Source organism: Acinetobacter sp. YH16031 (assembly GCF_013417335.1).
Classification (GTDB): domain Bacteria; phylum Pseudomonadota; class Gammaproteobacteria; order Pseudomonadales; family Moraxellaceae; genus Acinetobacter.
The window spans coordinates 17,058-39,358 of record NZ_VPED01000028.1 but is presented as its reverse complement, the minus strand read 5'-3'; the positions used below and the strand labels follow the sequence as shown (position 1 = coordinate 39,358).

Below are 22,301 nucleotides of genomic sequence, written 5' to 3'. Positions count from 1 at the left end.
TTTTTTCTGATTCATCATTCTCGATGCGGGCATTATGCGAGAAATTCGTCACAACAGCAAATACAATAAAACAATGTATTAATACATTTTTTCTATTAAAAATATTTAAAATTTAATCAAAATTCAAAATATCTTGCTATTTTTGTTTCAGTTTTGAAATGAAGTTAATTTTTAATAATTTATTTTTATATCCATAATCACTAAATTTAAGGAATAATACTGTAAAAATAATGTAATTATTTGTTCAAATATTAAACAAATAAAACTTCGACCCTGTGTTTGATCGCTTAAACCTTGGGTTTAGCAGGGTATTGCGCCAATAAAATACCTGCCAGAATAATGGCACCACCAATGCTATGGTAGATTGTCCAGGCTTCAGACAACCATAAATAAGCGATTAATGCTGTAAAGACCGGCATCAGATTCATAAAGATACTGCTGCGGTTTGGACCAAGTTGTTGTACAGCCATCATCCATAAGAATGGGGCAGCAATAGAAGGAAAAATTCCGGCATAAATAATACTTGCTACGTTATTACTATTAATAGCATCTAAGCCTGAGTACAGTATTAAAGGAATGTGATAGAGAGCGGCCAAAAAAATCTGCATATACAGACTAACCAATAGCGGAATCTGGATCTGCCATTTTTTGAGCAATACGCCATAACAGGCATAGAAAAATACCGCAATCAGCATCAGCAGATCACCAATATAATGATCTCCTGCATCCAGTAAATGTGCCCATTGCCCCTGCCCCATCACATACATCAGACCAATAAAAGACAAAATACTACCAATCACCGCCATTAAAGTGGGACGAACATGTAAAACAAAGATTCCGACAATAATAGTAAAAATTGGAATAAAGGCATTGATCAGGCCCATATTGGTGGCACTGGTATAATGTGCTGAGGTATAAGCCAGGCCTTGATACAACACCATGCCCAATGCACTTAAGACAGCCAGATGCCCCAGATGCGGTCGAATTTCCGGCCAGGCTTTGCGAACCTTGGGCCACATTAACGGCGTTAAAATCAGCAGAGCCAGAACCCAGCGATAAAAACTGATACTTAAGGGAGAAATATAATCCGCCACATAACGGTTAACGGTCATATTCAATGACCAGATCAGGACCGCAGTCAATGGAAGCAGCATGGCCCACCACATTGTTTTTTGCTGCTGCGTCATAACTTCATCCCTGTCTTTATCTATTGTTAATCTATGCCCTCTTGGCAAGTGCCTAAGCATAATTGATTTTTCAACTAAAATTAATGCTATTTGTAGCCGGCAAGTAAGCATTTCACTGATTCTGACTTGTACTGTATTTAAATACCCGTTAAAACAAATAGCCCTCATTCATTTAATAAAAAGGAAATCCGATGAGCACTTCTGTGTATGACATTCTGGTAAAAACGATTCAAGGAACGGACATGACGCTGAACCAGTATCAAGGCAAAGTCTTGCTGCTGGTAAATGTGGCATCAAAATGTGGCCTCACTCCACAATACGAAGGCTTGCAAAAACTCTATGATGATAAAAAAGCCGAAGGACTGGAAATCTTAGGCTTCCCTTCCAATGATTTTCTGGAACAGGAACCTGGAAGTGAAAAGGAAATTCAGGAATTCTGTTCCCTGAACTATCAGGTGGATTTCCCGCTGTTTGCCAAAATTCCGGTCGTGGGTGAAGCTAAACATCCTTTGTATGCTACTTTGACTCAGGCTGTACCAGAACGTATCGGTGAAGGTCCATGGTGGAAAGATCTGGTCGATTACGGCCTGACTCCAAATGAACCGCCTGAAGTTCTCTGGAACTTTGAAAAATTCCTAGTCAACAAACAGGGGGAAGTCGTTGCACGTTTTGCACCGGATATCACGGCAGATGATCCACGCCTGCTGGATGCAATCAATGCTGAGCTTGCTAAATAAATCTTTTTAAATAGGTCGGTTGCAACTGATGACCAGTTTAGCCGACTTGGCTCACAGGCATGAACATTGAATTTCATATTTTTTTCACAAACTTATCTAAAATTTATGTTTGCTTAAACCGCCCAGACCCGATAAAACATGAGTCTATTTCCATAACAATTCGAGCAAAATAATATGAGCCAGTCCATTTATGAGATTCCGGTAAAAACCGTCACTGGAGAAAATACGACTCTGTCCGATTATCAGGACAAAGTCCTGTTGATTGTAAATGTCGCATCGAAATGTGGTTTAACCCCACAATATGAAGGACTGCAAAAACTTTATAATGAGAAAAAAACCGAAGGACTGGAAATTCTGGCTTTTCCTGCGAATAACTTTAAAGGTCAGGAACCGGGCACAGACGAGGAAATCCAGCAGTTCTGCAGTCTGAACTACAATGTGGATTTCCCGCTATTCTCCAAGATCTCTGTCGTGGGTGAAGATCAGCATCCTCTTTACCATTATCTGACGCAGGCTCAGCCGCAACGTACAGGCGGCGAAGATTTTGCAGAGCGCCTGAAAAGTTTTGGCAATACGCCAAATGAATTACCAGAAGTGCTATGGAACTTTGAAAAATTCCTGGTCAACAAGCAAGGTGAAGTGGTCGCGCGTTTTGCACCAAATATTCCGGTAGATGATGCTCGCTTGCGAGATGCAATCAATGCAGAATTGGCTAAATAATTTGTAACAGTAATGTAAGTATCTATTTCAATAATAGATACTTACTATTTACATAAAAATCAAATACTTACAACCAGATTTACTTAGCTCTAAAATCTCCATGATTTACGCTTAATTTTTATTTTTTTACAACACTTCATTCCATATTTATCAATGAGTTGAGCCTAATATGCAGTTATCCCAAGAGAGACAACGATAAGTTCAAAACATGAAAGACTTAGTAAAAGCAGTCGTATTTTCATTATCTAGTGCACTTATGGCGACTTCAGCTTTTGCTGCAGCTCCAGAGCATCACTCATAACATCATCAGCCACAAAAAACGCATATTCAGCAGCATGCACAGTATAAATCTCCTGCACACGCTCAACAGTATAAACAGGTACATAAGAAAGTAGATCCTTCACACGATTGGCGTGTAGGTCAAAAAGTACCAGCTCAGTTCCAGAGCAAAGTGTATAAGGTAGATCACAGTAAATACGAAACACTCAGCAAACCCGGCAAGAATCAGCAATGGATCAAAGTAAATGGTGACTATATCCTGACCAATGTGATGAGCCATAATATTATTAAAATTATTGCAGGATAAGTTTTATCCTCCTCGGTGAAAAAGAGTGCTTCGGCACTCTTTTTTAATGTCTTAATCATTTGTATTCAAAATATTTGTTATAACTTTGCAACAATCTTTTTTATCTCCACATTTTATTCTTATAGTCATGCATTAGAACCACCTGCACCGAGACCACGATTTCATGTCCAAGATTCTTGTAAATGCTCTTCTTCCTTTTGCCCTATTTAGCTCAGGCGTTTTATTAATGGGCTGTGAACAGGCGACCGAAGCACCGGTCGAGCAAGAACAAAGTACGCTTTCTACTGATCTTGAACCTGCAAAGCAAAGTGATCGCACGATGACTGCGCAAACAGAGCTGAAGTCTGGCAATATGTTTTATATGGTGCGTGATGTGGCTGATCTGCAATTCAAGGCGGGCAGTTATGTCGAACAGTTAAAACAGACCCAAACTGATCTGCAAACTGCGGTGGATACTAAAGATACCCAGCAACTGCAAGCTACAGCAGGTAAGTTACAACAACAGTTGACAGGCTTTAATCAGGCCTTAGGTGAACTGAATTTAAAAAGTCAGGAAATTGATCAGGTACGTAGCAATATCATGAGTGCCAATCAACAGGTTCTGGCTTCTCCTTTACTGAATGGCCAAGTCGATTTCAGTCAGGTTGATTTAAAGAAAATTGAAAGCCAGATGGTCAGTGTGCAAGCTGAAATGCTTAAACTGGCAGGCATGCTGATTCAAAACTCAGATAAAGACGCTTCATCAGAAGTTGAACCAGAAAATACCTGATTTACGCTGATATCACGTTCAAAAAGAAGCCACTGTTTAAGTGGCTTCTTTATTTTAAAAATTAAATATTATTTTTTTGGGCTTTTCACCACCACCAATCGTTTCTGCACAAATTCTTTGAAACCATCGCTTGAAAGTTCATGACCATAACCCGAGTTTTTAATCCCGCCAAATGGCAGCTCTGGCGCAGTATCGGTATACCAGTTGATCCAGATCATGCCAGTTTCTACACGTGAAGCCAGCTTTTTCGCCCGCTCAATATTTTGTGAATGAATCATGCCTCCGAGACCATAATTAGAATCATTGGCAATCGATACAATTTCATCTTCATCTTTTGCGACATAGATCTGTGCCACAGGACCAAAGAATTCTTCATACCAGGCCGGATTATCACGGCTGATATTTTCCAGAATAGTTGGCTGATAGAAATTACCTTCATGCTCATAAGGCTTACCACCAGTCACGACTTTCGCGCCATTCTCTACTGCCTTATCAACCTGCTTGGTCAGTTTTTCCAACGCATCTGCTGAGGACAGTGGGCCAAGTGTAGTTTCAGAATCCAACGGATCACCAATTTTTAAGCCTTCAAAGACCTTGATCATGCCCGATTTAAATTGTTCCGCAATTTTCTCATGCAGGATAAAACGTTTAGCTGCTGTACAAACCTGCCCCGTGTTATTAACGCGTGCCTGACAGCCGATTTTGATCGCTTTTTCCAGATCAGCATCATCCAGCACAATGAATACATCATTACCGCCCAGTTCTAAAGTCGATTTGGTAACATGTTTCCCAGCCTGCCCTGCTACCGCACGCCCTGCGCCTTCTGAACCCGTGAGAGCAACGCCTTGTACACGCGGATCTGCGATAATATCTGCGACCTGATCGCTACTGATAAACAGATTAGTCCACACACCTTTCGGCGCGCCTGCATCCAGAATCAACTGTTCAAAGGCTTCAGCACATTGTGGAACAATGCTGGCGTGCTTGGCTACCACAGGGTTACCAATCGCACAGTTTGGGGCAAAGACACGCATCAATTGATAGAATGGGAAGTTCCAGGGTTCTACCGCCATAATAATGCCTAAGGGATGATGCTCTACCCATGCTTCTCCCAGTTCCGTTTCATAAGAAACTGGCGCTAAAAACTCTTTGGCATGATCTGCATAATACTCAGCAATTTTGGCACAGCTTTCAATCTCACCTTCACTCTGCTTGATCAGCTTACCCATATCCAGCGTCATGATTTTAGCCAGTTCTGACTTGCGTTCCCGCATGTTGCTTGCCAGTTTACGAAGTACCTCAATCCGGGTATCTACTTGTTGAGTCCAATCCGACTTCAGGATTTTTTCTGCGGTATCCAAGGTATTCTGGATATCTTGATCAGTATGTGACGGATAATCTTTTAATTTCTGGTTGTTAAAGGGGTTAACGGATTGATAACTCATAATTAGATCCCTGCTTGGCCAATTCAATTTTTATAAATGGATAACAACGTGGTTCGCGTCGTGACAGAGGTAGTGGAACCGTGAAGCTTTCACTAAAAAGGTCTGAAAAGCTGTAAAGACGCCATATCAAATTAGCATTGTTTTTTTCTGACTATGGCTTTGCTTACAGATTGGTTCAAAAGATTACGCAGCGCAGGTAAAAGTTATATCGAGTGGTACAAAATTATGGCTAATTAGAAACTATAAATAAAACACCAATATTCTTGAAATCGTTATACGAACCATGTGTTAAAAGTTTAGAAAAGAATTTTATGGGATTAAGAATATTCAATTAAAGCCTCAATATAGCTATTTTTTTAAATTAAATAAATTACAATAAAAACAATTACTTTTATACCACATTTATATGAATATTAAATTTTACAGAAATACGCCTAATGAGAAATTTATCCCTCATCAAGATGATGAGTATGATCAACAAACTAATGACTTAAATGATCTCAAAACTAAACTTAAAACAGCCCTTCAAATGCCTAACATTATGGTACTAGCTGGTAGTGGAACTTCACTCGGTAAAGTAAAAGGTCCAAGTATGCCTGATTTATGGACATTTTGTATTGAAGATCCATCTAGGAAAGCTGAAGCAGATAAAATTATTGCGCAAATTAAATACGATCTTACTAATCCTAATAATAAAAATATTGAAGAATTTCTCTCATACTGTGAAGCATATCAACAAATAAAAGAATGTCCTGAATTAGAAGATTTCTTAATAAGATCAAAAGAAATTATCTTAAATAAGTGTAAATTTGATAAACCCCTATCCGATTTATTCGCCCATATGGAGTTTATAAAAAAACTTGCTAGACGAAAAAGTAAAGATAACCGAATTAAACTTTTTACTACGAACTACGATACATGCTTTGAAGAAGCGGCAGGGAAAATTGGAATTACAATCATAGATGGGTTCACTTTTTCCGCACCTAGAATTTATAGTCCTCAATTCTTTGACTACGATATCATTAAAAGAGATTCTATAAATACATCCAATACACCGAAATATTTAGATGGTGTATTCCATATGTATAAATTACACGGATCTGTTAATTGGTTTAAAAGAAAAGAAACTGATGGTAGTTTTATTATTGAACAAAAAGAATCTGATGATGCTAAAAATGTATGTATGATTTTTCCTGCAAAAGGTAAATATCAACAGTCTTACATTCAACCTCACTTAGAACTTATAGCAAAATTTCTTCAAGGAATTCGTGAGCCAAATACTTGCTTAATTACTACTGGTTTTGGTTTCAATGATGACCATTTATCCGAACCAATTTATGCAGCTTTACAATCTAATCCACACTTAAAATTAATTATCGTAGATCGGTCAGTAGAAAGAAAATTCAAAGATCTTGATAATTTTTCACCCTATTGGAAAAAATTTAAAGCATTAGCAGATAAAGGATTAGATATTTTATTTATTGAAGCTGACTTCGAAAATTTTGCAATAAATATTCCAGATCTTAAAGCTTTGAGTCCTGCGGAAAACCTTTACCAGGTTATTCATGGAGGAACACTTAATGCGTAATTTAGAAGAATTAGGAATTGTGCGTTCTGAACTTCTATTTGGAAAAGTTAATGCGATTTCAGCAAATTCTGTTCAATTCGAATTTATAAATATAAACCATCAAGCTACATACTTAGAGGGAAGACGATACGGTAAAGGAGAAGTTGGAGAATTTGTAGTTATTGAAAGTCAAGTTAATTTAATTCTTGGACGTATTGTTGAAATTAAAAAAGATGATCTTGAGCTATCAAATCTAGAAATTGTTGGTCGTATTCAATTACTCGGATCAATCCAAATGGATAATCTAAGAGTTACAGCAGGTATTGATTATTATCCAAGTATTAACGATTTAATTTATTCCGCACCACACGAATTCATTGCAGACATCCCTCGTAGGATGAATAATAAGATTCCTAAAATTGAGTTAGAAATTGGTTCTATAGATCTTGATAGAGACTGCAAAATCACAGTTACACCAGAGAAGTTATTTGGCCGCCATCTTGGAATATTAGGATCAACAGGTGGTGGAAAGAGCTTCACTACAGCTCGAATCTTAGAAGAATGTTTAAAGCACAATTCACGTATAATTTTATTAGATCCAACTGGTGAATATAGAGGCTTTAATAGCGAAGATATTTTTCATGTTCATTTAGGCAAGCCAATGTATGAAGTAGCTGGTTCCAAGGAATGTTACTTACCACCTGAATGCTTCATTGAAACAGATTTTTTAGCTTTATTTGAGCCATCAGGCAAAGTCCAAGGCCCAAAATTTAAAGAAGCTATCCGAAGTTTAAAAATCGCAAACTTAAAACCTGATGTATTTACCAATGGATATGTACCTAAAATAAATTCTTATAAACATGATTTTTTATCAGCTATAAATGATCCTTCTCTGGATCTAAATTCTCCCCAGCTTACTTTTAATATTTTTAATCTTAATATTCAAATTGAACATGAATGTGTCTTCCCTGAATTTAGCACCTCTTTTACTAGCCCCAAAGATCCTACTCGTTGGGGAAATTCAGATGGCGCTTCATATACAAGCTGCTTACCCTTAATAAGTAGAATTACTAGTATTATTCACTCGCCTCCTTTTAATACATTATTTACATCCTCAACTACAAAACTCCCTTTAACAACTGTCTTAAGCCGTTTTGCAGTTGCTACTGAAACTAGTAAAAAATTAATAAGAATAGATCTTAGTGGAATTCCATTCGAATATAAGGCTCGTGAAATTATTGCTAATTGCATTGGTAGAGTACTATTAAATGAATCTAGAAAAGGTACTTTTTCAAATAAACCTATTGTAGTTTTCTTAGATGAAGCACATAACTTCATCGGTAAATCAATTGGTAATGAAGATACCTTAGCTAAACTAGATGCTTTTGAACTCATTGCAAAAGAAGGACGTAAGTTTGGATTAAATATCTGCCTTGCCACACAAAGGCCAAGAGATATTACTGAAGGCGTTCTAAGCCAGCTTGGCACTCTCATCGTTCATCGCCTTACAAACGATAGAGATCGTGAAATTGTAGAACGTGCATGCGGTGAGATTGATAAAGCTGCATCTGACTTTTTACCAAGCCTCCAACCTGGCGAAGCTGTCATCATTGGCAATGACTTCCCTATTCCACTAACTATAAATATTAAGAAACCCACAATTAAACCAAATTCAGAAGGTGCAAATTTTCAAGAAAATTGGGCATAAAAAAACCACCCTTTCGGGTGGTTTTTTCAATCTTAAACCAGCAATTACATTGCACGGTTTTTGATTTTGCGGATCGTTTCCAGCTGAGCAGCAGTTTCTGCAAGAGCAGCCAAAGCAGCAGCAGAGTCCAAATCGCTCTTTTGATTTGCTAGCAATTGTTCAGCGTGTTTACGCGCTTCAATAATTGCCGCTTCATCCAAGTTTTCTGCACGGACTGCTGTATCAGCAAGAACCGTAACAACATGCGGTTGAACTTCTAGAACACCACCAGATACATAGATTAATTCTTCTGTACCGTTTTCCAAAATAACGCGGATCGCGCCAGGTTGGAGCAAAGTTACCAGCGGAGCGTGACCAGGCATAATACCTAACTCACCGCCAGCACCTTTAGCAATTAGCATAGTTACAGTGCCTGAGTACAAAGACTCTTGAACACTTACAACGTCACATTGCATAGTCGCCATGAGAATCTCCTAAATTAGGGAACTAATTAAAGTTTCTCAGCTTTAGCAATCACTTCGTCAATACCACCAACCATGTAGAACGCTTGTTCTGGGATGTGATCGTATTCACCAGCTAGAAGACCTTTAAAGCCACGAATCGTTTCTTTAAGCGGTACAAGTTTACCAGGAGCACCAGTAAACACTTCAGCTACGTGGAACGGTTGAGAGAAGAAACGTTGGATCTTACGTGCACGGTATACAGTAAGTTTGTCTTCTTCTGACAATTCGTCCATACCAAGAATTGCGATAATGTCTTTCAATTCTTTATAACGTTGAAGAACGTTTTGAACTGAACGAGCGATTTCGTAATGCTCAGTACCAACTACAAGTGGATCTAGCTGACGTGAAGTAGAGTCAAGTGGATCGATCGCAGGGTAAATACCTTGAGAAGCGATGTCACGGCTCAATACAACAGTTGCGTCCAAGTGAGCGAACGTAGTTGCAGGCGATGGATCTGTTAAGTCATCGGCAGGTACGTATACCGCTTGGATTGACGTAATAGAACCAGACTTAGTCGATGTAATACGTTCTTGAAGAACACCCATCTCTTCTGCAAGAGTCGGTTGGTAACCTACTGCAGATGGCATACGACCTAGAAGTGCTGATACTTCAGTACCTGCTAGTGTATAACGGTAGATGTTGTCTACGAACAATAGTACGTCACGGCCTTTACCGTTTTCGTCTTTTTGATCACGGAAGTACTCAGCCATAGTCAAACCAGTCAACGCTACGCGTAAACGGTTACCTGGTGGCTCGTTCATCTGACCGTAGACCATTGCTACTTTGTCAAGAACGTTAGAGTCTTTCATTTCGTGATAGAAGTCATTACCTTCACGAGTACGTTCACCAACACCAGCAAACACAGATAAACCTGAGTGCGCTTTCGCGATGTTGTTGATCAACTCCATCATGTTTACAGTTTTACCAACACCGGCACCACCGAACAGACCAACTTTACCACCTTTCGCGAACGGGCATAGTAAGTCGATGACTTTAATACCAGTTTCTAGAAGGTCAGTAGAAGCCGCTTGTTCTGCATAAGAAGGCGCTTGACGGTGAATTGGTAAACGCTCTTCAGTCGCAACAGGACCAGCTTCATCGATCGGGCGACCAAGAACGTCCATGATACGGCCAAGAGTCGCTGTACCTACTGGTACAGAGATCGGAGCGTTAGTGTTAGTTACGTTCAAACCACGCTTAAGGCCTTCAGTAGAACCCATTGCAATAGTACGAACTACGCCATCACCAAGTTGTTGCTGAACTTCTAATGTAGTTTCAGTACCGTCAACTTGGAGAGCGTCATAGATCTTAGGAACGCTGTTACGTTCAAACTCGACGTCGATAACCGCGCCGATGATCTGAATGATACGACCGCTACTCATTGCTGTCTCCTCAATTCAAACTAATATATGTTAAACGGCAGCGGCACCACCAACGATCTCAGAAATTTCCTGAGTAATCGCGGCTTGACGCAGCTTGTTATAAATAAGTTGCAGGTTCTTGATCAATTCACCCGCGTTATCAGTTGCAGCTTTCATTGCAACCATACGAGCAGACTGCTCACACGCGATGTTTTCGATCACACCTTGATACACCACAGACTCGATGTAACGAACCAACAAGCCATTTAAAAGCTCTTCAGCTTCAGGCTCGTAGATGTAGTCCCAACCGTATTGACGGTTAAGCGTCTTGTCTTCTTCAGCAGCTGCCAAAGGAACAAGCTGTTCGATCTTTTGGTTTTGAGTCATGGCGTTGACAAAGCCGTTAGAAACCAGATAAATACGATCTAATTCGCCTTTATCATAAGCGTCTAACATCACCTGTACAGAACCAGATAACTGTTCAAGACTTGGAGTGTCGCCCACTTGAGTGGTCGCACCAAGCACTTTACCGCCGTAGTTTTTAAAAAACGAAACCGCTTTTTGACCAATCAAAGCAAATTGAACTTCAATTGACTGCTCTTGTTGCTGTTGAACGTGTTTTACCACTTTCTTGAACAGGTTAATGTTCAAACCACCAGCAAGGCCACGATCTGAAGACACAATGATATAGCCAACGCGCTTAACAGGACGTTCAACCATATAACGGTGTTTATATTCAGGATTCGCTTGTACCAAATGAGCAATTACACGGTGCATATTTTCGGCATACGGACGGCCTTGAGCCATGCGCTCTTGCGCACGACGCATCTTAGAAGCTGCTACCATCTGCATCGCGCGAGTAATTTTCTGCGTGCTTTTGATACTAGCTACTTTGGCGCGAATTTCTTTTAAATTTGCCATACGCTTAACCTAGTATTCGAAGGCCCTTACGAGCCCTCGAAGGTTGATTCCGTGAACCAAACCAACACCAATCTAGCAAGTTGCTAAATTAGTAAGTTTGAGTCGCTTTGAATTTTTCAATACCAGCTTTGAATTCAGCTTCGATATCTTTATCCCAAGCACCAGTCTCGTCAATTTTTTGCATTAACGCAGCGTGTTCTGAACGGAAGTAAGCAATTAACGCAGCGTCAAAGTCTACGATTTTCTTAACTTCTACGTCAGCCATGTAGCCTTCGTTAGATGCATAAACTGATACAGCTTGGTCAGCGATTGAGTATGGAGCATATTGTTTTTGCTTCATAAGCTCAGTTACGCGTTGACCGTGTTCAAGTTGTTTACGAGTTGCTTCGTCAAGGTCAGAAGCGAACTGAGCAAACGCTGCCAATTCACGGTACTGTGCAAGTGCAGTACGGATACCACCAGACAATTTCTTGATGACTTTAGTCTGCGCAGAACCACCAACACGAGATACAGAAATACCCGCGTTCACAGCAGGACGAATACCCGCGTTGAACAATGATGTTTCAAGGAAGATCTGACCGTCAGTAATCGAAATTACGTTTGTTGGTACGAATGCAGATACGTCACCTGCTTGAGTTTCAATAATCGGCAATGCAGTTAATGAACCAGTTTGGCCTTTAACTTCACCGTTAGTGAATTTCTCAACGTAGTCAGCAGATACACGAGAAGCACGTTCAAGTAGACGTGAATGTAGATAGAACACGTCACCTGGATAAGCTTCACGACCTGGTGGACGACGAAGAAGCAATGAAATTTGACGGTAAGCAACAGCTTGTTTAGACAAGTCATCATAGATGATCAGAGCGTCTTCACCGCGGTCACGGAAGTATTCACCCATTGTACAGCCAGAGTATGGAGCCAAGAACAGCATTGCTGCTGGATCGGCTGCAGCTGCTGCTACAACAGTTGTATACGCCATAGCGCCAGTTTCTTCTAGCTTACGTACTACGTTTGCGATAGTTGATTGTTTTTGACCAACTGCAACGTAGATACATTTAATGCCAGAGTTTTTCTGAGCGATGATCGCGTCGATCGCCATAGCTGTTTTACCAGTCTGACGGTCACCAATGATCAACTCACGTTGACCACGGCCTACTGGGATCATTGTATCTACTGATTTATAACCAGTTTGTACAGGTTGATCCACTGATTGACGCCAAATTACGCCTGGTGCTACTTTTTCAACAGCATCAGAAAGTTTTGCATCAATAGGGCCTTTACCATCAATTGGGTTACCCAAAGCGTCTACGACACGGCCAAGAAGTTCAGGACCAACCGGAACTTCTAATACACGACCTGTACAACGAGCTTTTTGACCTTCTTGAAGGCTTAAGTAGTTACCTAAAACAACGACGCCCACTGAATCCTGTTCTAGGTTCAGTGCCATACCGTATAAGCCGCCGTCGAATTCGATCATTTCACCGTACATTGCATCAGCAAGGCCGTGAATGCGCACAATACCGTCGGATACCATAACAATGGTACCTTCGTTTTTAGCGGTCGCGCTGGTGTCCAGATCGCCGATACGCTGTTTAATGAGCGCACTGATCTCGGATGGATTCAGTTGTTGCATTGCGCTATACCTCAATCTTTTTAAAGTTCAGTCTTCTTATATGCAATTAAGCTAGAAGACGAGTACGCATTTTTTCAAGCTTATTAAGCGCAGAATCATCTATCACTTGGTCGCCTGCACGAATAACCACACCCGCGATTAACGCCGGGTTAACTTCTACAGAAACGTTTACTGCTGCATTGAATTTTTTCTCTAACGCATGAGTAAGAAGTTGTTCCTGTACAGAAGTCAATGGGAATGCTGATTCAATTACAACATCCACAGTATTGTTATTCTGTGATTTGAGCTGTTCATATTCTGCAGCGATTTCAGGAAGCAAAGCCAAACGTGCGTTTTCAGCAAGCATAGTCAAAAAGTTTGACACTGCAGGCGTTTGGTCTTCACCTAAAACTTTAGCAAAAAGTGCCACCTGCTCAGCAGGTGTCAACTCAGGGCGATTTAGATAAGCTGAAAATGCTTCGTCTTGCACCGCAGCACTGAGCAATTCAAGTGCAGTTGACCAAGAGTCAGCTGTACCTTGCTCAGAAGCGTAAGCAAATGCTGCTTTAGCGTAAGGGCGTGCCAACGTCAAGAGTTCAGCCATAATCCGCCTCTCTTAAAGTTTAGCAGCCAGCTGAGTCAGCATGGCATTGTGAGCTTCTGCGTCAACTTGCTGGCTAAGAATTTTCTCAGCACCAGCAACTGCAAGAGCAGCCACTTGTTGACGTAATTCTTCGCGAGCAGCATTGATTTCAGTATCAACAGCTTCTTTAGCTTGTTGACGAATACGCTCACCTTCAGCTGACGCTTGAGTACGAGCTTCTTCGACCAATTGCGCTGCACGACGGTTCGCTTGTTCGATCAATTGAGCCGCTTGTGCTTTTGCCGCGTCCAGTTCAGCTTTCACTTGTGCTTGCGCATCTGCAAGGTCAGCCTTCGCTTTTTCAGCAGCGTTTAAGCCATCAGCAATTTTACGCTGACGTTCACTAATCGCATTGATTAGTGGTGGCCATACAAACTTCATGCAGAATGCGACGAAAATCGCAAACGCAATCGCTTGGCCAAACAATGTGAGGTTGATATTCATTGCAAATTCCTCAAATAGTGAATTTCGGAATTAAGCTGATTAACCTACAAATGGATTAGCGAAGATGAAGAACAAGCCAATACCAACACCGATCATAGGCACAGCATCAAGAAGACCTGCGATTAAGAACATACGAGTTTGAAGTTGTGGAGCCAATTCTGGTTGACGAGCAACAGCTTCAAGGAAGCGACCGCCTAAAAGACCAAAACCAATCGCAGTACCTAAAGCACCGAAAGCGATCAAGATAGCAGATGCAATTGCAACTAGACCTAAAGTGAGTTCCATGATAATTCCTCAGAGGTTAGGTTTTATACCAAATTAAGTTAAAAAATTGTGTGCCCAACCGCCCGATGACAGTTAGGCCATACCATTAATGCTTTTCGCTTGCCATGCTCATGTACACGATAGTCAACATCATGAAAATGAATGCTTGTAGCGTAATAATCAAAATGTGGAAAATCGCCCAAGGCACAGACAATGCCCACTGGATCCAGAACGGTAATAACGCGATAAGAATGAAGATTAACTCTCCCGCATACATGTTACCGAACAGTCGTAGAGCCAATGAAACTGGTCGCGCCAAGAAAGTAGTCAATTCCAACAATAAGTTGAATGGAATTAAAAGCACTTTAGCAACTGGATTACTTGGGTTGAATGGGTTAAGTGCCAACTCACCAACGAAGCCGCCAACACCTTTCTCACGAATACTATAGAAAATAATTAAGAAGAATACAGAAATAGACATACCTAAGGTAATGTTTGGATCTGTAGTCGGAACAATTTTAAAGTAAACCTGATGAGGGTCCACACCCAGCATAGATGCAATCGCCTGTTGAGCTACATAAGGAATAAAGTCAACAGGGATTAAATCCATCAAGTTCATGAGGAAAATCCACACGAAAATGGTTAATGCTAAGGGTGCAATTAATCGAGACTTCCCATGGAAGGTATCACGTACACTTGAATCCACAAACTCGATAATCACTTCAATTACTGACTGGAATTTACCAGGCACGCCTGAATTTGCAGCTTTCGCAACAATCCAGAACAATAAACAGAAGATCAGACCAAGTCCGATAGACCAACCCATTGAATCCAAGTGAATAGCAGTGAACCCCATCTGTTGAGCTTCTTCAGCAGACTCAGCCAACTTCCATGTACCGTCTGGCATTTTGCCATAGGTCATATTGGTCAAGTGATGCTTGATATACTCGGTCGAAGTAAGGGCATGTTCTTCAGCAGCCATAAATCACACCTGGTCAATGTCAAAAAACTATAGAACAAACGAATATCGCGTGCTGCTTGATATCTCGCCTGCTCCTAAAAAAACTTTTCAATTTTTTGTTGTGTTTAAACTCGTTTTTGTAGACGTGACACCCAAAAAGGAGCGACCCACGACATGGCTTGAACGAGCATAAAACCACAAAACAATGCCACCGGGGATAACGGCTGTACATTGCTTAAAATTAAAATGAAACCAACAATCACAATTGCAAACTTGCCCATCAAGCCTTTATACATGTTCGAAAGAACCTGCTTAGATGCCCGGGCTCCTGCCGCTCGAAATGATTGCCATGAAAAATAACAACTCGCAAGCCAGCAGACGAACGCCCCCAAAGCGGCACTCATGGCTACGGTTGAGTCTTTCACGACCCAGCCAATCAAGGCTGAAACAGGAATCATTAATGCTTGTAAGAGGACTAAAGCTTTCGCTAATCGTCGGTCAATCAAGCGACTAGTTCGGCTCATTATTTATTCACTCACAGCAAGCATGCTTGACAAGTTTAGCTGATGATTATTTTTAATCGCAGGCATTATAGAGTTACACCCCTGAACATGCAATCTTTTCCCGACCTTAGTCGTGTTTTTTTCAACAGATCAAATGCTGGCAAACTAATCAAAACTTGATTATTTTTAAATCATTGATGGGCATTTAACACACATTTACGGGTTTGCTCGGCCAATTTCTGCCAGGCCTGGATAAAGTCCCCTGCCCCACTCATGCTTTCATCGACACTCTGGAATACAATCGGTTTCAGTTTACGGTACTGATTTTCACCAGCATGTGCTTCTGCCAGCAGACACATTTTGCTCTGCACACGACTGTCTTGCAGATACTTGATTTGCGCCACGGTTGGTGACACATGTGGATCATCGGTTAAAGCCCCCATGAACTTCAGGTTCAATGGGCGTTCCAGATATTGATAGGCATCATGATAGGACCAATAGGGTTGAGCTTTACTTGTAGAACTATAACGCTGTGCAGTCAAAAACATGGTTTGGGCAAAGTCACGCGCATTTTTCCAATAGGCCTCCCGATGCTCAGGCAGCTGCTGAGAACGTAGAGCTGCAATAAAGAAACCGATACGTACTGCATTATTTGGATCAAGCCAAACATGGGTATCGATGGTATCTTTTAAGGCTTGCCCACGTGGATTACGCATTGGCAAAGTGGTCAGAATACCCGAATCTAAAATCGCGATACTTTTATTGTTATTGTTCAACACTTTTGCCAACGGTGCTTCATGTGCCTGCCCTAACCAGATCACCAGACCAGCATCCTGAATCGTTTTACGGTGTGCCGGGGTCAGGCTGACATCATGACCGCTTTGATTGGCCAATAATAAAGTCGGCTGTTCCACGCCTTGAGTAATGGTCTTGGCAATCAGATAAATCGGCTGCGTTGAAACCACCAAACTTTGCGACCAGCTAAGGGTACTGAACAAAGCCAGACTACACAGGGCAAGGAAACGGAACATGAAGAGAAATCACTATATAAGGACAAATTTAATAGTGTTATAATATAACAAAATCACAAAAATACCTATGCCCAATCGAAACTCTGGGCGCTTCATGTTAAGATTTGAAATCTTTTAATTTTCAGTTTCGCACCTGAGGTGAACTATGGGTTCATGTTCGCACGAACACCACAATGCATTGCACGGCGTACACGACCATCCAAATGTCGCGCAACGTCTGGCCGAAGCAGAGAGTCTTTGTGCGGCAAGTGGCGCACGCCTCACTCCTTTACGCAAAGAGGTACTGGAACTGATTCTGAATGCAAGCGGCCCGATGGGTGCGTATGACCTGCTGGCACAAATGAAAAATGCCAGTGACCGTCCCGCTGCCCCACCAACGGTGTACCGTACACTCGACTTTTTATTAGAAAAAGGCTTTATTCACCGCCTGACCTCTATTAATGCCTATATTCCCTGCTGCCATCCGCGTGAAGGCCATCAGGCGGCATTCTTGATTTGTACTGAATGTAAAGCAGTCAAAGAAGCATCTGCACAAGGTTTATTAGAACAACTGGATGCCTTGGCGGCTTCAGACGATTTTAGTGCACACCACAGCATTATCGAAATTTCAGGAATCTGTCAGCAGTGTCGCAACAAAGCTTGAATGCATCACCCTTGATCCAGCTTTCCAAGATCTGGGTCAATATTGATGATCGTGACATTTTAAAGGCGATTGATTTCTCTTTGCAGGAGAAAGAGATTGTTACGCTGATTGGTCCGAACGGTGCCGGTAAGTCGACCTTAATAAAGGTCATGCTTGGAATCGTCAAACCAAAATCCGGTGAAATCAAAACGGCGCGCAAGCTGAAATTCTCTTATGTGCCACAGAAATTCAATCCTTCACATAGTCTGCCACTACGTGTCAAAGACCTGTTAGCTCTAGAAAAATGCCCTGCGGATATTAAGGCAGAAATCATCCGTGATACTGGCATTGCCAAACTGGAAAATTCTAAAGTACAACAGCTTTCCGGCGGTGAACGTCAACGTGTGTTGTTGGCTCGCGCCTTATTACGTCAGCCGGATATTCTAGTACTGGATGAACCGATGCAGGGTCTAGATATTCAGTCTGAGGCTGAACTGTATGAATATGTGCGTAGCCTGCCGGAAAAATATGGCTGTGCCATTTTAATGGTCTCACATGACCTGCAATGGGTAATGCAAGGCACGCATCGCGTGGTATGTCTCAACAAACATATCTGCTGTAGCGGTCTACCAGAAAGTGTGCAGCAGCATCCAGAATATCAAGCCATTTTTGGTACCAATCGGGTGTTCTACCAGCATCATCATGACCATTGTGCGCATGGTGATTCAGCCACACCATGCCAGCACGATTCACGCCCTCACATTCACCCCGAGCCGGAAGCTTAAGCCATGATGGATTGGTTATCTCTCCTATTACCTGCATGGATTATGGGAACACTCTTGGTGTTCCTGACCGCACCGCTTGGCTGTCTGATGCTATGGCGCCGTATGTCATTTTTCGCCGACACCATGGCACATGGTACTTTGCTCGGTGTTGCAATTGCTGGTGCGATGAGCCTGCCACTCTGGATGGGGGTCAGCTTTATTGCAGTCTTATTGGTCGCTGTACTATGGGTACTGTATGACCCGCGTTTGCCGAATGATGCATTATTGGCACTCTGTTCAGCAACCCTGCTCTGTTCAGGTTTATTATTCATTCAGCATTTACCGAGTTTAAGACCGGAACTGCTTAGCTATTTATTTGGTGATCTACTCACCATTTCATGGACAGATCTTCCTACTTTTGCCGTCGTGATTATCTTGGCCTTGGCCGTTCTGTATAAAAGCTGGCAGGCGCAAATCCAAATTGCGATTGATCCTGATATGGCGATCAGTGAAGGCGTAAATGCAAAACTGCAGCGTCTGATCTTCATGTTGTTACTGGCGCTGTTTACTGTATTGGCATTACGTGCGGTCGGTTCTCTTTTGATGGGCGCATTGCTGGTGATTCCAGCACTCACCGCTCGCCTACTGGCAAATTCCCCTCGTCAAATGGTGATGTGGGCTTTTGTGATTGCACAAATTGGTGTGACAGTCGGACTCTGGTCAAGTGCAGGTCTAAATACGTCAACAGGTCTGACCATTGTGCTGACCATGTCAGTGTTGTTTGCTGCTATTTTTATTCTGCAGAAGTTTAAAAAACTGGCTTAAGACATGGCAGGTAAATTTTATCTAATTAGTGCCTGCTTGCTCGGACACAAGGTTCGTTATGATGGTCGCGACTGTCTGGTAAAAGAGTTGGTCGATTATTTATTGCCGGATCAATATGTCACGATTTGCCCTGAAGTCAGTGGTGGTTTGCCTATACCTCGACCCGCAGCAGAGATTCAAGGCGGGACAGGATTAGAAGTTCTTAAAGGTTTAGCTCAAGTAACAGATATTCAAGGAAGGGATGTATCTACTGCTTTTATACAGGGAGCATATGCCGCCTTGGAGCTAGCACAGAAATTTCAAGTCACCCATGCAGTCTTAAAAGCCAATAGTCCATCTTGCGGCAGCAAGCTGATTTATGATGGTTCATTTACTGGAAATAAAATTCAGGGTGATGGCGTGACGGCTGCATTATTTAAACAGCATGATATTGAGGTCATGACTGAAGATGAATTTTTACAGATGATTCTTTAAGAGATCGTTGAATTCCCTCTCCTTTAAGGAGAGGTTTCCCTACTGATGCACCAAACTCAATAAAAACGCAGCTCCGGCGAACAAGCTGGCAAAAGTTCGATTCATGACTTTCTGCTGTTTTGGCGATTTCAAAAGTCGCAGAACCTTGGCAGCCAGACCGGTATAACCTGCCATTACGATCAGATCAATCGTTACCATAGTCGCGGCCATAATCACATATTGAATCCATTGCGGTTTAGATAAGTCCAGAAATTGCGGTAATACTGCCAGCAAAAATACAATTGCCTTGGGATTACTCATATTGACCAGAAAACCGTGGATGACGAGTTTTCCAGCTGATTTTCGTGCGAGTTCATGTTTAATTTCAATCGACTGCGCTGGTGCTTTCCACTGCAAAAAGGCCAGATACAATAAATAGGCAACTCCAAACCATTTCACAGCAAGAAATGCCCAAGGTGTAGTCGCGAACAATACCCCTGCCCCGGCAGCCACAATGGCAATTTGAACCAATAGGGCGAGTTGCAGGCCGAGCGCATTCCAGTATCCATGTCGAAAGCCATAATTTAGTCCGCTCGACATCGAAGCAATAGCACCCGCACCTGGAGAAATACTGATCACCCAACAGGCTAACATATAAGCAAACCAGACTTGATAGGACATGGAGATTTAACTCATTCAAATTCAGGATCTAATTATATGACTTTTCCAATATTTTCAGCCAAAAAAATTGCTTAAACATCAGACTGCATACTATTCACTCTATAGCGCTTCAGGCACAATAGCAGGATTGGATACAGAAATTTATTACAGGAGCCATGAATGACAGCCCAATCTGTAATTTTGCCATTACCTTCAGATCATGCTCGCTTTATTGTTTTACGCCTGAAAGATCTCAATATTGAAGATTTTAAAGAACGATTAGAACAGCTATTTACGACACGCGATCGCCTGATTACCCAACATCCGAATGCGCAAATTAAAACGGCTGTCGCTTTTGGTCCTGAACTCTGGTCAAAATTGTATGAACAGGCACCTGCTGGTTTTAAACAATTAGAGCCAATTCAAGGTTCATTTAATATGCCTGTGGTTCCCGCTGATGTACTGATTCATATTGCCAGTGCGCGTGCTGATATCTGTTTCGCCTTGAGTCAGTCTTTCTTTGAAGGTATTCGCGATCAGGTTGAAGTACTAGATGAGCGTGTTTGCTTCCGTTACTTTGATGGCCGTGATATTACCGGTTTCATCGATGGGACTGAAAATCCGCAATTCCCGGATGATCGAGCTGAAGTGGCTTTACTGGGTGAAGATGCTGGCATTTTCCAAGACGGTTCATTCATTTTTGCACAGCGTTATGCGCATAACCTGGATAAATGGAAGAAACTCAAAGTCGATGCTCAAGAACAAGTGATGGGTCGTACCAAACTTGAATCGATTGAACTCGGGGATGAGGTAAAACCTGCCAATGCGCATATCGCTCGTACTGTCGTTGAAGATGAGGGAGGCGAGGAAATGGAAATTCTACGTCACTCTCTGCCTTATGGAGATGGTCGTGGTGACCAAGGTCTATTCTTCATTGCTTATACCAAAGACCTGAAAATCATTGATGCCATGTTAGTGCGCATGTTTGGTACATCAGGCGATGGGATCCATGACCGCTTGCTACACTTCGTGACTCCAATGGATGGTGCGTATTACTTTGCGCCGAGTGAGGAATTGCTGGAAGAGGTTTTGGAAGGGTAAAGTGAAAAGCCGATGAAAGTCGGCTTTTTAAATCAATTATTCTTAGAATGAGAATTCTTTTTTATTATTTCCTTCAAAATATTTTATATTCAAATTATTATCAATCTCTACATTCTTTCCTGCATATATATATTTTTCTGAAATTAAGTTAAAATCTTTAACTTTCATAATCCTTAAATTGGCCCCTTCTTCATCAAAAAACGGAGATACTATTAAAAAGAAATCTTTTTCTCCTTTCAAGAGCACACTCATTCCATCTTGAGGATTAATAAAGTTATACTTATTCAACATTGTTTGCGAAGATATCAATCTTAACCCATTACACTTATTTAATTTAATATTATTTATACATTTAAAATGAATATCGGATGAATAGGGCAATTTAGAAAATTCTTTATTATTTAAATTCAAATCCTCTATTTTACTTATACGACCTTTTTCAAAATTATAACATTCATCTTCAATATTAATATTATTATTTTTTAAAAAATAGGTAGTTCCTGATAAACAAATTTTATTACCCTTCTTATTGTATTTTATAATAGCAGGTTCATTATAAATCTCCCTTAACTTACCATCAACAAAATTACCTACCATCTGAGGAACAGGAATTACTTTTTTCCCTAACGGGTCTAATATAACTATCAGCTTAACAACTCTACTTTCACCTACACCTAAATCTCTATTATGATTTAAGATTAATAACACTTTATCATTTGAAAAATTAGGTAAATCTTTAATATGCTTATTATAAACCTCAAGCTTATCTTTCGAACAAAAATCAATATTTCCACCTTCAAAATAACATTTTGAGACATTATCTGAAGTTATCAATATATTTTCTTTGGGGTATGTACAACTCGAAAATCCTAAAATAGAAAGAAATAATAAAATTAATTTGAACTGCATTTTTA

26 protein-coding genes are annotated in these 22,301 nt (G+C 41.1%); 11 read left to right on the top strand and 15 right to left on the bottom strand.

The annotated features are described in order from the left end of the window. Positions 1 to 287: 287 nt before the first annotated feature. Positions 288 to 1,187 carry a DMT family transporter gene (locus FTV31_RS12045; protein WP_180015087.1) on the bottom strand — a complete coding sequence of 300 codons (900 nt, stop codon included), beginning with the start codon at positions 1,185 to 1,187 and terminating at the stop codon, positions 288 to 290. A 191-nt stretch (positions 1,188 to 1,378) separates the two neighbouring features. Between FTV31_RS12045 and FTV31_RS12040 the strand changes: the two genes are divergently transcribed. Beyond that, a complete protein-coding gene (locus FTV31_RS12040; RefSeq protein ID WP_180015085.1) occupies positions 1,379 to 1,924 on the top strand; it encodes a glutathione peroxidase in 546 nt (181 codons plus the stop codon). 174 nt (positions 1,925 to 2,098) lie between these two features. Further along, a complete protein-coding gene (locus tag FTV31_RS12035) occupies positions 2,099 to 2,644 on the top strand; it encodes a glutathione peroxidase (protein WP_180015083.1) in 546 nt (181 codons plus the stop codon). A 254-nt stretch (positions 2,645 to 2,898) separates the two neighbouring features. On the opposite strand, the gene FTV31_RS17320 is transcribed toward FTV31_RS12035, so the two are convergent. Beyond that, positions 2,899 to 3,129: a hypothetical protein gene (locus FTV31_RS17320; protein ID WP_257227183.1), complete on the bottom strand. Its 231-nt coding sequence runs from the start codon at positions 3,127 to 3,129 to the stop codon at positions 2,899 to 2,901. Between FTV31_RS17320 and FTV31_RS17315 the strand changes: the two genes are divergently transcribed. Continuing rightward, on the top strand, positions 3,096 to 3,230 hold the full coding sequence (locus tag FTV31_RS17315) for an RcnB family protein (RefSeq protein ID WP_373686986.1): 135 nt from the start codon (positions 3,096 to 3,098) through the stop codon (positions 3,228 to 3,230). The two genes, FTV31_RS17320 and FTV31_RS17315, sit on opposite strands and share 34 nt — an antisense overlap. Positions 3,231 to 3,393: 163 nt before the next feature. Further along, positions 3,394 to 3,999 (top strand): hypothetical protein, encoded by a 606-nt coding sequence (locus FTV31_RS12025; RefSeq protein ID WP_180015081.1) that lies wholly within the window; start codon positions 3,394 to 3,396, stop codon positions 3,997 to 3,999. A gap of 68 nt (positions 4,000 to 4,067) precedes the next feature. Here the strand turns inward: FTV31_RS12025 and FTV31_RS12020 are convergent, their stop codons facing one another. Then, positions 4,068 to 5,444, bottom strand: coding sequence for an NAD-dependent succinate-semialdehyde dehydrogenase (locus FTV31_RS12020; protein WP_180015080.1), 1,377 nt, complete (start codon positions 5,442 to 5,444; stop codon positions 4,068 to 4,070). A 406-nt stretch (positions 5,445 to 5,850) separates the two neighbouring features. Here FTV31_RS12020 and FTV31_RS12015 point away from each other — a divergent pair, with 406 nt between their 5' ends. Both FTV31_RS12015 and FTV31_RS12010 read left to right on the top strand, forming a co-directional pair. Next, entirely contained in the window at positions 5,851 to 7,032 is a 1,182-nt protein-coding gene (locus FTV31_RS12015; protein ID WP_180015078.1) for an SIR2 family protein, read from the top strand. After that, complete coding sequence (locus FTV31_RS12010; RefSeq protein WP_163164580.1) at positions 7,025 to 8,719, top strand: ATP-binding protein; 1,695 nt, start codon at positions 7,025 to 7,027, stop codon at positions 8,717 to 8,719. The genes FTV31_RS12015 and FTV31_RS12010 overlap by 8 nt, the downstream gene beginning before the upstream one ends. A 44-nt stretch (positions 8,720 to 8,763) precedes the next feature. Here FTV31_RS12010 and FTV31_RS12005 read toward each other — a convergent pair whose 3' ends face one another. From FTV31_RS12005 to FTV31_RS11960, 10 genes are all read right to left on the bottom strand, one after another. Next, positions 8,764 to 9,183 carry a F0F1 ATP synthase subunit epsilon gene (locus FTV31_RS12005; protein ID WP_004780711.1) on the bottom strand — a complete coding sequence of 140 codons (420 nt, stop codon included), beginning with the start codon at positions 9,181 to 9,183 and terminating at the stop codon, positions 8,764 to 8,766. A gap of 26 nt (positions 9,184 to 9,209) precedes the next feature. Continuing rightward, complete coding sequence (atpD, locus tag FTV31_RS12000) at positions 9,210 to 10,604, bottom strand: F0F1 ATP synthase subunit beta (RefSeq protein WP_004780710.1); 1,395 nt, start codon at positions 10,602 to 10,604, stop codon at positions 9,210 to 9,212. A gap of 30 nt (positions 10,605 to 10,634) precedes the next feature. Continuing rightward, complete coding sequence (gene atpG, locus FTV31_RS11995) at positions 10,635 to 11,504, bottom strand: F0F1 ATP synthase subunit gamma (protein ID WP_004780708.1); 870 nt, start codon at positions 11,502 to 11,504, stop codon at positions 10,635 to 10,637. 88 nt (positions 11,505 to 11,592) lie between these two features. Further along, a complete protein-coding gene (atpA, locus tag FTV31_RS11990; RefSeq protein ID WP_004780707.1) occupies positions 11,593 to 13,137 on the bottom strand; it encodes a F0F1 ATP synthase subunit alpha in 1,545 nt (514 codons plus the stop codon). A gap of 46 nt (positions 13,138 to 13,183) precedes the next feature. Then, positions 13,184 to 13,720 (bottom strand): F0F1 ATP synthase subunit delta, encoded by a 537-nt coding sequence (locus FTV31_RS11985; protein WP_004780705.1) that lies wholly within the window; start codon positions 13,718 to 13,720, stop codon positions 13,184 to 13,186. A gap of 12 nt (positions 13,721 to 13,732) precedes the next feature. After that, entirely contained in the window at positions 13,733 to 14,203 is a 471-nt protein-coding gene (locus tag FTV31_RS11980; RefSeq protein WP_004780703.1) for a F0F1 ATP synthase subunit B, read from the bottom strand. Between the two features lie 39 nt (positions 14,204 to 14,242). Then, positions 14,243 to 14,488, bottom strand: a complete 246-nt coding sequence (gene atpE, locus FTV31_RS11975; RefSeq protein WP_000424060.1) for a F0F1 ATP synthase subunit C — start codon at positions 14,486 to 14,488, stop codon at positions 14,243 to 14,245. Between the two features lie 85 nt (positions 14,489 to 14,573). After that, complete coding sequence (gene atpB, locus FTV31_RS11970; RefSeq protein ID WP_104505605.1) at positions 14,574 to 15,449, bottom strand: F0F1 ATP synthase subunit A; 876 nt, start codon at positions 15,447 to 15,449, stop codon at positions 14,574 to 14,576. 104 nt (positions 15,450 to 15,553) lie between these two features. Beyond that, a complete protein-coding gene (locus FTV31_RS11965; protein WP_180015076.1) occupies positions 15,554 to 15,952 on the bottom strand; it encodes an ATP synthase subunit I in 399 nt (132 codons plus the stop codon). Positions 15,953 to 16,122: 170 nt separating this feature from the next. Beyond that, positions 16,123 to 16,962 carry a metal ABC transporter solute-binding protein, Zn/Mn family gene (locus FTV31_RS11960; RefSeq protein ID WP_180015074.1) on the bottom strand — a complete coding sequence of 280 codons (840 nt, stop codon included), beginning with the start codon at positions 16,960 to 16,962 and terminating at the stop codon, positions 16,123 to 16,125. 145 nt (positions 16,963 to 17,107) lie between these two features. Here FTV31_RS11960 and FTV31_RS11955 point away from each other — a divergent pair, with 145 nt between their 5' ends. From FTV31_RS11955 to FTV31_RS11940, 4 genes are read left to right on the top strand one after another with little or no spacing between them, the layout of a single operon-like run. Then, a complete protein-coding gene (locus FTV31_RS11955; protein WP_005233384.1) occupies positions 17,108 to 17,605 on the top strand; it encodes a transcriptional repressor in 498 nt (165 codons plus the stop codon). Then, positions 17,587 to 18,369, top strand: a complete 783-nt coding sequence (gene znuC / locus FTV31_RS11950) for a zinc ABC transporter ATP-binding protein ZnuC (protein WP_180015072.1) — start codon at positions 17,587 to 17,589, stop codon at positions 18,367 to 18,369. Before FTV31_RS11955 ends, znuC begins: the two co-directional genes overlap by 19 nt. 3 nt (positions 18,370 to 18,372) lie before the next feature. Further along, a complete protein-coding gene (gene znuB, locus FTV31_RS11945) occupies positions 18,373 to 19,173 on the top strand; it encodes a zinc ABC transporter permease subunit ZnuB (RefSeq protein WP_180015070.1) in 801 nt (266 codons plus the stop codon). Positions 19,174 to 19,176: 3 nt separating this feature from the next. Further along, positions 19,177 to 19,647: a DUF523 domain-containing protein gene (locus FTV31_RS11940; RefSeq protein ID WP_180015068.1), complete on the top strand. Its 471-nt coding sequence runs from the start codon at positions 19,177 to 19,179 to the stop codon at positions 19,645 to 19,647. 39 nt (positions 19,648 to 19,686) lie between these two features. Here FTV31_RS11940 and FTV31_RS11935 read toward each other — a convergent pair whose 3' ends face one another. Then, positions 19,687 to 20,307, bottom strand: coding sequence for a LysE family transporter (locus tag FTV31_RS11935; protein WP_125279444.1), 621 nt, complete (start codon positions 20,305 to 20,307; stop codon positions 19,687 to 19,689). Between the two features lie 159 nt (positions 20,308 to 20,466). On the opposite strand from FTV31_RS11935, the gene FTV31_RS11930 reads away from it, so the two are divergent. Then, the gene (locus FTV31_RS11930) at positions 20,467 to 21,387 is read left to right on the top strand and encodes a Dyp-type peroxidase (protein ID WP_180015066.1); all 921 of its coding nucleotides are present in this window, start codon (positions 20,467 to 20,469) and stop codon (positions 21,385 to 21,387) included. Between the two features lie 42 nt (positions 21,388 to 21,429). Here the strand turns inward: FTV31_RS11930 and FTV31_RS11925 are convergent, their stop codons facing one another. Beyond that, positions 21,430 to 22,296, bottom strand: coding sequence for a hypothetical protein (locus FTV31_RS11925; protein ID WP_004895313.1), 867 nt, complete (start codon positions 22,294 to 22,296; stop codon positions 21,430 to 21,432). Between the last annotated feature and the right edge of the window lie 5 nt (positions 22,297 to 22,301).